We start from the raw sequence: 11,948 nt of genomic DNA, 5'->3' as shown, positions 1-11,948 counted from the left end.
CTACTGGGCTTTTTCATTTCAATTCTATTCAAACCCACTCATATTTCCTCTGCTATAGTTAAATCGATGTCTTTGCCTAACTCACTTGTTTAAAAGGAAAACTCTATGCGCGTATTGACTGTTATTGCCACTGTATTACTTCTTTCTGCATGCGGAAGTAGCCAATATCTGATGTCGACAAATGAAGGGAAAATTATTACCTCTTACGGTAAACCAGACCTGAACGAGGAAACGGGTATGTACGAATATGAAGACATGGATGGTAAAGAAATGAGTATTTCAAAAGAGCAAATTGTCCAGATTGTCGAACGTTAACGACAGGCCCTCTGTAAATTAGAGGGCTATGTTCTAGCCACCCTCTCTCTAAATTTACCTCTTTTAGGCTTGTAATCGTTGTAGAATTGACACAACTAATTCATAAGCCAAAACAATTAATAGTGTCTTTTATACTTCCGTATTATTTATTTAGCGAATATTTTACATCTTCACCTTAATCAGGTTGGAGTATTGTAAAATCTAGTCTTTAATTCGCTAACACCCTTTTATTTCTCAGGATAAAGTGGATAATACCGCCACAAAATAACATTACTAAGGTGAGTCCTTATGTCTATTGAAGCTACTCTGCTTGCGCGCTGCGAGTCAAAATGTGAACTGTGTTCTTCTGAATCTCAACTAACTGCATACGCTGTCCCACCTCACGGTAATGTGACGGTTGATACTGCCATCATGGTTTGTGATAAGTGTCTGGGTGAGATCGATGAGCCAAAAGACATTAACCACTGGCGTTGTCTAAACGAAAGCATGTGGAGCCAGGTTCCTGCTGTACAAGTGACCGCATGGCGCCAACTCACTCGCCTAAACACAGAAAGCTGGGCTCAAGATGCTCTTGACATGATGTACATGGAAGAAGAGCAAATGAACTGGGCGATGAAAGGAATGTCTGCTGACGATAAAACGGTTGACTGTAACGGCACTGAACTTAAGAAAGGTGACGATGTAACAGTAATTAAAGACCTACCAGTAAAAGGCACTAATCAAGTAATCAAACAAGGTACAGTGATTCGTGGTATTAGCCTTGGCGATGATCCAAAGCTAGTTTCGGGTAAGGCAAATGGTGGTCAGTCGATGTACGTGATCGCAGAATACTGCCGCAAGAAGTAATATCTCACTTCAGTCAAGTCAAAACGGGGCACCAATGGTGCTCCGTTTTTCTATACAACACTTAATCTACTATCATGTCTACCTCCTCTAGAGTGTTTCTTTTCTAGGGCGTAGGTTGAGTAGGCATGTTTTACAAATAAAAAAAATACCGGCTCATAGGCCGGTATTTCTTACACTATTTCAATATTAACGGTACATACCGATGTCTTTTTGAATATGTGCTGACAAGTCTTCTGCGTAGTAACTGCGTGGCGCAGTGTTATCTACAAATAGAATGTCCAGTAAGTGAGCAATCAGTCCTTTGAAGTTAACCGCGTAGGTTTTCTTATCCATAGAGGTTGGTAAAGCTACATTTGTCATCTGCATTGCTTGTGCCATGATTGCCTCTCTTTAAAAGCAGTAGTCTGTTTAGTTGGTTGTATATTAGTCAGTTTCTTATTGTTTAAGAAATGACAAATTTTACCCATTCAAATTAGAATTTCTAATAAAACAAACTCATTACAAAACTCAAAAATACAAATGAACAATAATGGCATAAATAATCACAATTGCTGTAATTACATTGAATAACTGAACGTTCCCTGCATAATCGACCCTTAACTCACAACATATGTTTAACAATATTTTTCGTTATTTCTTTTGATTTTTGTGCTTACTTTATATTTTTTGATTAGTAATATTAACGCTAGTTTGACGCTTCGCTTTATTTTTTAGGAGTGATGCCACCACTGCCGATGTCATCACAACAACTAAAAATGTGAGAGACCATGTTGTCGGAATCTCATATTCTGTTCCAACCAATAGCATTTTCACCCCGATAAACATCATGATTACTGATAATGCTGGTTTTAAGTACACAAACTTGTCTAACATCGCTTGAAGAACAAAGTACAGCGATCGCAAACCCAATAATGCAAATACGTTCGCGGCTAAGACTAAAAATGGCTCTCGCGTTACCGCGAATATAGCTGGTATAGAGTCCAACGCAAACATAACGTCCATTACTGCAATGACACCAACAACGATCAGCATCGGTGTTGCCACCCACTTACTAGCTTGCTTTAAGATTAAGTGATTTCCTTGGTAGTCATCTGTAACTGGCAATACCTTTCGAATCAACTGCTCCGGATATGGATTAACCTCTTCTGCTTCGCCTTTGTCGCGAGCTAGCTTAACACCTGTCCAAATAAGGAAAGCAGCAAATAAGTACAATACCCAGTGATACTGTGCAAGTAACTGAGCACCAACCGCAATCATGACAGCGCGTAAAACTAGCGCACCTATCACCCCCCAAAGCAATGCTCTCGGACGCAAATGCTCCGGCACACCGTATTGTGCAAAGATGATGGCAAACACAAACAAGTTATCAACGCTTAACGACTTCTCTAGTAAGTAACCAGTTAAGAATGAAATCGTTGCTTTGTCGTTCGTATAAGCGCTATGTGGCGCGTAAAAGTCCCAGAATAAATAAATAGAACCTGCAAAAACAAAGGCAAGCAAGAACCAAAAAACACTCCAAACGATGGCTTTTTTCATCGTGATAACGCCACCACGTGTTTGATAGATATCAAGCGTAACAAGAACAAGGGTAAATAAACCAAAAGCACCATACATCGCTAATGATTCTTGAAGAGGCACCGATTGGCTCAATTGGGTGGTATTTTCGATAAGAGACATATTTCCTCCCATGGCGGAAGGACTTCGTTTGGTGACCTTCCGCATACAATAACAACCAACAGCCACATAACGATTATGTGCTGCTAGTCAATGAATGCGTTGGTCTCGTTGAAGTGTTGATGTGAATAAACCACGTAACACCTTTACTTACCGGATAAGCTGATGCTTAACGAGATGACGATAAGTAAACTTGCGCTAACTACTCCCCAAACGCCGACATAATAACGCCGAGCGTCAGGCTTTCCAACAAAAAAACCTTGTCTTATCGAAATAAAATTCTTATCAAAAATCAGGAAGCACTATAAAAAGAAAGAAATGGATTCAACCACCTGAACTATAGTAAACAGACAAAAAGCAGCAAATGGCTCAAGACAAACTCTTCATTAGTTAGGGCCCTAACGGGGAAGATAGATACAAAAAAGGAGCATTACTGCTCCCTTTTGTAACATCCACATTCTTAGCAATTCAAAAGCCGCTTAGAGGCACAAAGTAGACCAGTGTTGACCAAATTGCGATCCAGGCAACCACGACTGCCGTATCTGCCCAATCTTTATTCCACATACTGCCATCCTCATCAACCCATGTAGTAAGTGGAGAACAGCAAAATCAATACCAGTATCTATTATCGACGTCGCTTTGTGTAAAGTTTGTGACTTTGATTCAAACAGTTTGGCTCATCGGTCAGGAGTTCAATAAAACAATCAGCCATGGACAAACTGGTCACACGCCCTTCTCCTTTCATCTCCTGCAATGCGTCGTACCCCTCTTTCCCTTTCATCGTATAGGCAGAAGAAGTCCCTCGATACCAAACATCATCTTGAACACCTACCCATTGTTTACCATCAAAAATCACTAATGATTGAACTCTTTCACCTTTTGGGGCATCTGCGTGGTACTCGAAGTTTAAATTGTAAGTGTACGGATAACTGCCAGATCCAGTGCCTTCTACGCCATTGTTGAGTGCATTATTTATCGCGCCTTCAAGTGCACGGCGAATAGCGCTGCCTTTTACATCGTAAAAGCCGATAGGAACGGCAAAAGGCAACAGCCGTCCGGCAATGTCTGCCACTGTGATGTTGCCAGGGTTCAAAGAGGTTCGCACGCCACCCGCATTATGAATTGCAAATTGAACGTCATATCCACGTTTGTTTAAACAGTGCAGAAATGATCGGGCAACGGAGGAAGCTAACTCACTCTCACCAAATTCATCGGGAATTCTCACATGACGCTTTTTGGTGTCAACACTAGCAATGACTTGTGACTGTAACTGCCTGACCTGAGGAATATATTTATCGCTCAGGATCGCTTGAGTTTCCGGGTGTTTCTTACAAACCACGACATTCGGTTGACCATGGATGAAGTCGCACGCGGTTTCGAATACACCTTGGTCGAGCTGTTGGTTTAGCGTCGAGTCCCAAAAAATACGTCGACCAAGCAACAGTTCATTTTGTCCACTCAACATCGTTGCTTTACCGTGTTCATCAAACTCAATGACGCAGTGCCCCATTGTCAAAGCATGGAAACCCGCTTGCACCACATAGGTATCATTAATTTTGATACCGTAGGGATCGTCTTGTCCTAACCCTATTGATGAAAAATCACCTTGCAACCGGTGGCTGTGTCCACCAACAATTATACCAATACCTGAGACTTGCTCAGCTAACTCTAAATCACCTTCATAACCTAAGTGGCTCAGAAGAATAATATTTTTTATACCTGATGAATGGATTTGTTTTACGGTCGCCTTGGCGGTTTCAATTGCTGAGTGAAAAGGCGTGTCTGCATCAGGGTTTGCGATGTCGCTCATTTTATCTATGGATAATCCGAAAATCGCGACCCGCTCACCATGGAATTCTTTAACAATGTATTGAGCGCTCTGTGTATCCGGTTGGTAACTATATACATCCTTGCAATCACTGATACGGTGAATTTTTTTAAGTGATTCATTGGATAAATCCCAGTTGCCAGCAAGCAATGGGAACTGAGTACGTTGGCAAAACAATGCAACTGGCTCATTCCCCATATCAAATTCATGATTGCCTAACGCCATTGCATCAATCTTTAATGCGTTCAATAAGTCGGCATTGGCTTTGCCTTTAAATAGTGAGAAATACAGCGTGCCTTGGAAGCAATCTCCGGCATGGAGGAACAACATCCCATGACCTTGGCGCTGAGCATCATCTCTTAACTGCTCGACTCTGGTTGCGATACGAGAAAAGCCGCCAGCACTGACATAGGGTTCTAGCGTGAGTTCATTGTTTATCTTAAGCTTTAACTGTAATGACGTTGGTTCAAAGTAGGAATGTGTGTCATTGATGTGTGCCAGTTTGATTCTCACTGGCTTATGATTGTTATTCATCTTCATCTTCTCTTTTTTCATTCCTTATAATAATAAGAAGTGAATCATGACAGAATCATGAATTTTATGAAACTGCGATTTAGGATTTCATGTTTAAGTGATCACGATGCTGTCCCCCAGCTTTGAAAGCAAGCCTCGCTTGTAACGGTCTCTATTCAGTAAGAGGCTCTCGTAATTTTGTGAACTGAGCTTAACTCAAAAATTTCGAATTCATATATGCTTAGGAGTAGCAAAATAACTCTCGATAATTCAAATAATTGCAAGGAGGATTGAGATGAGACTAGAACGCATCGAAATCTCCGGGTTTAGAGGCATCAAACGCCTTTCACTCTCTTTTGACGAACTCACCACGCTTATCGGTGAAAACACGTGGGGCAAATCATCATTGCTCGATGCCCTTTCCATCGCACTACCTGCCAATGGCTCATTGTATCAATTCAAACTGAAAGATTTTCACGTTGACTACTCAATTTCTCATCCACAAACACAACACTTACAGATCATTGTTTGTTTTAAAGCACAGGATAAAAACGAAGTAAAAGCGGGACGCTACAGACGCATAAAGCCTACATGGTGCACCAACGAAGATGGTGAGCAAGTCATTTACTATCGTATTAGTGCGTCTCGCGATGAGCACGGCATTAATACAAAGTACGCGTTTTTGGATCATAACGGCAAACCCAAAAAACTTCACCACTCAGAGAAACTCGCTATTGAGTTAATGACACTTCATCCTGTAATCCGACTACGTGACTCCCGACGCTTCCCAGATTTAAACCATGTCAACGGCGATGGTAAAAATGCTCGGATTGAAAAACGAATCAACAACACCTGTCGACGCTTATTGGCTATGCCTGGCCATGTGAATAAAGGTGAGATTCGTAGTAGCCTCGACTCAATGCAAACGCTTGTTGAACACTATTTCGCGTTCAGAAGTGTCAGTAAAGGCAACCCACGCAAACCTCGTGATGGTCTTTTCTATACAAGCCCTTCCTCTGATAAAGGCTTGAGTCAGTTCTTGAAAGAAACCAATGACAAACAAAGCCGCTTGCTTTTAATGGGGTTACTCAATGCCTATCTTCAAGCTAAGGGTCCCACCGATTTAAGGCGCTGTGCGAGACCAATACTGATCATTGAAGATCCAGAAGGTCGACTGCATCCAACTCATCTAGCGAGAGCGTGGTCCTTATTGCAATTGTTGCCAATGCAAAAGATATTAACCACCAACAGTGGCACGTTACTCGGTTCTGTTCCACTGTATTCAATTCGACGTTTAATTCGGCTATCAGACAGAACCATCGCTAAGAGTTTAAACTCAACAAAGTTTGGTCGAGATGAGTTGCGCCGAATTGGTTTCCATATTCGTTTTCATCGTTCAGGAGCATTATTTGCGCGGTGCTGGTTACTTGTTGAGGGCGAAACCGAAGTTTGGCTTTTTCATGAACTGGCTCGTCAATGCGGGTATGACTTGGCTGCCGAAGGGGTTCAAATCGTTGAGTTTGCTCAATCAGGTCTAAAATCACTCATCAAAGTAGCAAAAGAGTTTGGTATTGATTGGCATGTCGTTACCGATGGCGACCCAGCAGGGAAAAAGTACGCGCATGCAGTGCGAGCACAGCTCGACCATGATCAGGAAAGGCATCGACTTACGGAGTTACCCGACCGAGACATCGAGCACTTTCTGTACAACAATGGTTTTGAACTTTTCTTTAAGGACATCATCAAAGTTCCTCATGACCACCCTATCCCTGCTAAAAAAGTCGTAAATCGTGTTTTGAAAAAACATGCAAAACCGGACTTAGCTTTGGCCATTGTTTCTCATTGTGAAGAGAAAGGCATGGAGTGTATTCCTGTACTTCTGCGCTGGACACTTAAACGCGTTGTTACCATGGCCAACGGCAATACATGAGTTAGGCGTATTTCACACTCAGCGTATTGTCTTGTAATACAAAAAAAGCACACCAATTTGGTGTGCTTGTATCAAACATCATTAATTTTGATTAAGGGTATTGAGAGGGATAAAACTCAATACACAGTGGATACCAATAAGATCGGGGGTTCACTACTGTGCTTGCTCAGCAAGCGAAGAAGAAGTAGCGGTTGATTTCGTATGCAACCATAGCCCTGTCGCTTTCATTAGATAGCCAAACACACCACCTAGCAACAACGATGGAATGACAAGTTGCCAGTTTCCGTCAGCCGCAAATGTTGCGCATGAACCAATAAAAGTACCAGGGATGTACGCGAGCCAAGCTTGTTTAGCTTGAATACACATGAAGAATGCCACAATAGCGGTAATCACATAGCCAATAATTTCCAACCCCACGTAAGTGGAACCGTGAATAATTACCATTGCCCAGAATACGCCTGTCATATTAGTGATTAAGCTGATACCTAGTCCTTTCAATCCGCTAGTTGGCGCTGCAAAGTAGCTCGTGCAACCTAAAAAACCAGCCCAAGAAAGCAAACCTAAAGAGATGGCGATCCAACCCCATACGCCAGATAAAATTCCAGTAGTGATAGAAATAGCTAAAAGTGTCGTCATGGTAGTCATACCTACTCGGCTATTATCGTACCTATATGGTTCAATAACTGCCTTCATACATTGAAATCAAGGAGACATGTTAGATACATCAGCTCAGCTTATCGGTGATATTGATCACAATAAAATATTATTATTTTCACAATTTACATTAAAAGTTTGACGCAACCGATAAATCAACAGATTTAGGGAATAAACCCAACTCATCTCGTAGGCATGTTTAATCAACCTTTAAAGAACTGAAGGCTTCCCTTTCATCATTCGTAGTCCCTCTCTTTTAATGCAGTCGACTAATGGGTTTTCTGCCATATCTGAACGCCATATAAATGAAAGCGTCCTTTCCATTTTTAACTCAGGTACATTTAATGCCACAAGATGACCTGCTTCTATATATCGCTCTACATCTAAATACGGTAAGCAAGTAAGGTACTGACCATTAGCAACTAAACTACGTAACACCGGAACGTGTTCGTACTCGCGCCACACATCCAAATCTTCAATAAGGTGGTGAATAGAACTATCAAATGTTTTTCGTGTGCCAGAGCCATGCTCTCTTAGTACCCACTTCGCTTGCTCTAACTGCGCAAGGCTAACAGACTGATTACGCGCAAAAGGATGATGAGAAGCTGCGACAACAGTAAGATGATCACGACACCATACTTCTTGGTGTAAACGGTTATCATCACAGCGCCCTTCAATAATCCCTAAGTCATACTTGTAATCTAATACCCCATCAATCACCCCTTTTGTACTTTGTACACCGAGGGAAATACGCATTTCTGGAAAGTCATTATCAATGATACTGATAAGGTCGGGAACTAAGTGCTCTGCTGGAGTTTGACTCGCTCCCATACGAATCTCACCACTCAATAAATGTTGCTCATAGAAGCCCATTTCAATCTGCAATGCATCTTGTAGCAAGCGTTTTGCTTTTGGTCGTAACCACATCCCCCAATGGGTTAACGCCATTTGCTTGCCTTGCCTCTCAAACAACGGCCTGCCAAGCATCTTCTCTAATTGCGCAAGCGACATGCTTGTCGCTGATTGTGTCAAAGCCAATTTTTCTGCGGCTTGGCTTACACTGCCGGTATCTGCAACTGCGTCGAAAACCGCTAATTGCTTAAGTGAGTAGCGCAAAGTGTCCTCCATTATTAGTGGGTATTTCCCAATCCCCACAATTGTTAAAGCATGCCCCAATAAGCAATAGAGTTCATTTTACCTAGCCCCGTAAAGTTATCAATTAATTTGATGAGGTTTCTAAATATTATCAATTTTACCTTACTAACCGTTCTCCCTATTCTGAGTACGCGGTTCGGGAACACCGCAAGCCTCAATGGTTTTGAAACCGAAGTCGTTGAGGCTCTTAATAAAAACAACAAGTTCATTTTTGAGTTAATAACCAAGGATTTTTTATGCGATTACAAATTAAGGAGTCAATATGGCGGTGACCAGTTCTCAAAATCACCAGTATTTTTCTCCAAAAGAGATGATGGTTGAAGCGGAAAAATTTGCGTTAAGTAAGGCAAACAAAACCAGCAGTATGACATTAAGCCTCGCGATTATGGCCGGCGCGTTCATCGGGTTAGCATTCTTGTTTTACATCACGGTGACCACCGGCAGTACGGGCGCTGGTTGGGGCTTGAGCCGCCTAGCTGGTGGACTCTCATTTAGCATGGGATTGATCCTCATCGTGATCTGCGGTGGTGAATTATTTACCAGCTCCGTCCTATCCAGTATTTCTTGGGCCAATAAGCAAATATCGTTCGGTAAGATGCTTTCGATCTGGGGCAAAGTTTACGTTGGTAACTTTATTGGTGCGATGTTCCTACTTGCGCTGGTTACTGCTGCTGGTCTTTATCAGATGGATGGCGGTCAATGGGGATTAAATGCGCTTAACATCGCACAACACAAACTTCACCACACTCTCATTCAAGCGTTTGCACTCGGTATTCTCTGTAACCTGTTGGTCTGCCTAGCGATTTGGCTGACATTTAGTTCTGCAAATGCAATGACAAAAGCAGCAATGACAATTTTGCCTGTGGCAATGTTTGTCAGCAGCGGTTTTGAGCACTGTGTTGCGAACATGTTTATGGTTCCACTTGGTATTGTTATCGCGAATTTTGCACCTGAATCTTTTTGGGCATCTGTCGGTGTGCCCGCGTCACAATACACAGACCTAAACATTAGCCACTTTATTACCGCTAACTTAATTCCTGTCACGCTTGGCAACATCGTCGGCGGAGCGGTATTAGTTGGCCTTTCAAACTGGTGTATTTTTCGCCGACCAGAACTAAAAGCAGCGAATATTTCTTCTATCACTACAACTACAACACTGTCGTCAGTTAAGGATTTCACCATGAAAAATGCCTCTTTTGTTAAAGACATTATGAACCCAAAACCAGTCACCATTCGTGCAGAAACGCCAATTGCAGCCGCGCTGGATGTGTTACTTGATAACAACGTAACTAGCGCACCTGTTGTAGACGTACAAAATCGATTAGTTGGCTTCTTCTCTGCTCACGATGTGATGGTAGAACTATGGTGTGAGGACTACATTCCGGTGAAAGACCAAAAAGTCGTCGACATCATGAGCAGAGATGTGGTCGCAATTGACGCTGATGATCGCCTCGTTGATGTTGTGGAATTCCTATGTATCGATAAAGAGCAGTTGTACCCAGCGAGCAGTATGGGTATCGCCACTCGCTTGACGTCTTTGTCTCTCGAAGAACGCGCTAAAAGTATCAAAGTAAGTAAGCCACAAGTGCTTCCTGTGCTTGAAAATGGGCAGATGGTCGGGGTGGTTACTCGTACTGAAGTATTAAAAGCACTACGCCCGATTTTTGGTGAGCGTTTAAACTTGGTGGAAAAAAGTGAGTTAGAAACAGCGTAATTCGCTAAACATTTACAACGTCTATTGGCTTTCAATCGCAATCACTGACTGGTTTATCGATGTTAGTGATGTGATTAAGATAATAAAAAAGCGCTCTTCAAGTGAAGAGCGCTTTTAGTGTATCTAAAAGGAACTAATTACTTCTTAATACCTTCGATATGAAGTTCCATATCGACGTAGCTTGAAGCACCCATTACTGGGATGTCAAAGTCAGCAAGCTCTAGGCGAGTGTTGCCAACAAAGCCAGCGCGCTCGCCGCCCCATGGGTCACTGCCAGCACCAACGAATTCAGCCTCAATAGTAATAGGCTTAGTAACACCGTGTAGCGTTAGATCACCAGTTACATCTAGTTTGCCATTGCCTTTATCAACCACTTTTGTGCTCGTAAAGGTTGCTTCACTGTATTTACCAGCATCGATGAAGTCACCACTACGAATGTGTTTGTCACGTTCAGCATGGTTTGAATCTAGGCTGGTTGTATCAACAACAACATTTACTTTTGAGTCAGCAATGTTGTTTTCATCAAAAGAAAAGTCACCAGAAAATGTATTGAAACGACCTTTGATGAAACTGTAACCCAAGTGGCTAACTTTAAAGTTGATTGAAGCGTGAGCACCTTTGGTATCGATGACATAATCTGCAGCTTGCGCACCAAATGGCAGTGCCATAGCGATAGCTAATCCTGTAGCGAAAAGTGACTTTTTCATTTTGAAGCTCCTAACATTTTTCTTAATGTGTTGTCTTTATCGATAAAGTGGTGTTTTAGTGCAGCAATAGCATGCAAACCTGCAATCAGGATGACTGCCCAAGCTGCATAGAAGTGAATCTCACCTGCAATATCTGATTGGCCTGGGAATAACTCTCCCGCTCCTGGCACGGTGAACCAATTAAACACTTCGATGCCGCGTCCATCAGACGTTGAAATGAGGTAACCTGAAACAAAGATGGTGACCAATAGTAGGTACATGACATCATGCGCTGCTTTAGCAGCAAGCACTTCGTAACGTTTGCCTTCTACCTTTGGTGACGCCGTCACATGTTTCCATACGATGCGTGCCAAAGTTAAAATAGCGAGTAAAATACCGACAGAGCGATGGTAATGCGGCGCAGTTCGATACCATTCGCTGTAATAGCTAAGGTCGACCATCCACAAACCCACTGCAAATAGACCAATAATGCACAGCGCTGATAACCAATGCATCACGCGTGCAGTAAGGTTGTAATTCTTTACCAGTGTATCCATCTCAAGTTCCTAGATATATTCCTAAGTTAATGCTGAGCAAGAAACACTACATTAACCTATTTACGTCATATGAAAC

General features: G+C 42.3%; 11 protein-coding genes. 4 read left to right on the top strand and 7 right to left on the bottom strand.

The annotated features are described in order from the left end of the window. Positions 1-105 precede the first annotated feature (105 nt). Both R7035_RS16955 and R7035_RS16950 read left to right on the top strand, forming a co-directional pair. Positions 106-315, top strand: coding sequence for a YgdI/YgdR family lipoprotein (locus R7035_RS16955; RefSeq protein ID WP_017634171.1), 210 nt, complete (start codon positions 106-108; stop codon positions 313-315). 288 nt (positions 316-603) lie between these two features. Beyond that, a complete protein-coding gene (locus tag R7035_RS16950; RefSeq protein WP_005376350.1) occupies positions 604-1,161 on the top strand; it encodes a PhnA domain-containing protein in 558 nt (185 codons plus the stop codon). A gap of 186 nt (positions 1,162-1,347) precedes the next feature. Here the strand turns inward: R7035_RS16950 and R7035_RS16945 are convergent, their stop codons facing one another. From R7035_RS16945 to R7035_RS16935, 3 genes are all read right to left on the bottom strand, one after another. Next, positions 1,348-1,539: a hypothetical protein gene (locus tag R7035_RS16945; protein WP_005376351.1), complete on the bottom strand. Its 192-nt coding sequence runs from the start codon at positions 1,537-1,539 to the stop codon at positions 1,348-1,350. Positions 1,540-1,818: 279 nt separating this feature from the next. Continuing rightward, positions 1,819-2,838, bottom strand: a complete 1,020-nt coding sequence (locus tag R7035_RS16940; protein WP_262651267.1) for a TerC/Alx family metal homeostasis membrane protein — start codon at positions 2,836-2,838, stop codon at positions 1,819-1,821. Between the two features lie 622 nt (positions 2,839-3,460). Beyond that, positions 3,461-5,203: a bifunctional UDP-sugar hydrolase/5'-nucleotidase gene (locus tag R7035_RS16935; protein WP_318146200.1), complete on the bottom strand. Its 1,743-nt coding sequence runs from the start codon at positions 5,201-5,203 to the stop codon at positions 3,461-3,463. 268 nt (positions 5,204-5,471) lie between these two features. On the opposite strand from R7035_RS16935, the gene R7035_RS16930 reads away from it, so the two are divergent. Then, the gene (locus tag R7035_RS16930; RefSeq protein WP_017634174.1) at positions 5,472-7,106 is read left to right on the top strand and encodes an ATP-dependent endonuclease; all 1,635 of its coding nucleotides are present in this window, start codon (positions 5,472-5,474) and stop codon (positions 7,104-7,106) included. Between the two features lie 153 nt (positions 7,107-7,259). Here the strand turns inward: R7035_RS16930 and R7035_RS16925 are convergent, their stop codons facing one another. After that, complete coding sequence (locus R7035_RS16925) at positions 7,260-7,742, bottom strand: DUF1097 domain-containing protein (protein ID WP_017634175.1); 483 nt, start codon at positions 7,740-7,742, stop codon at positions 7,260-7,262. A 228-nt stretch (positions 7,743-7,970) separates the two neighbouring features. After that, positions 7,971-8,876, bottom strand: coding sequence for a LysR substrate-binding domain-containing protein (locus tag R7035_RS16920; protein WP_005376369.1), 906 nt, complete (start codon positions 8,874-8,876; stop codon positions 7,971-7,973). A gap of 301 nt (positions 8,877-9,177) precedes the next feature. Between R7035_RS16920 and focA the strand changes: the two genes are divergently transcribed. Then, entirely contained in the window at positions 9,178-10,629 is a 1,452-nt protein-coding gene (gene focA / locus R7035_RS16915; RefSeq protein WP_262651263.1) for a formate transporter FocA, read from the top strand. 137 nt (positions 10,630-10,766) lie between these two features. On the opposite strand, the gene R7035_RS16910 is transcribed toward focA, so the two are convergent. Then, positions 10,767-11,336, bottom strand: coding sequence for a YceI family protein (locus tag R7035_RS16910; RefSeq protein WP_017634178.1), 570 nt, complete (start codon positions 11,334-11,336; stop codon positions 10,767-10,769). Next, positions 11,333-11,872: a cytochrome b gene (locus R7035_RS16905; protein ID WP_262651261.1), complete on the bottom strand. Its 540-nt coding sequence runs from the start codon at positions 11,870-11,872 to the stop codon at positions 11,333-11,335. The genes R7035_RS16910 and R7035_RS16905 overlap by 4 nt, the downstream gene beginning before the upstream one ends. Positions 11,873-11,948 lie beyond the last annotated feature (76 nt).

Source organism: Vibrio sp. 1731 (genome assembly GCF_033339955.1).
In the GTDB taxonomy this organism is placed as follows: domain Bacteria; phylum Pseudomonadota; class Gammaproteobacteria; order Enterobacterales; family Vibrionaceae; genus Vibrio; species Vibrio alginolyticus.
Note: the sequence above shows the minus strand (reverse complement) of the source record. Positions and strands in the feature narration are given on the sequence as shown.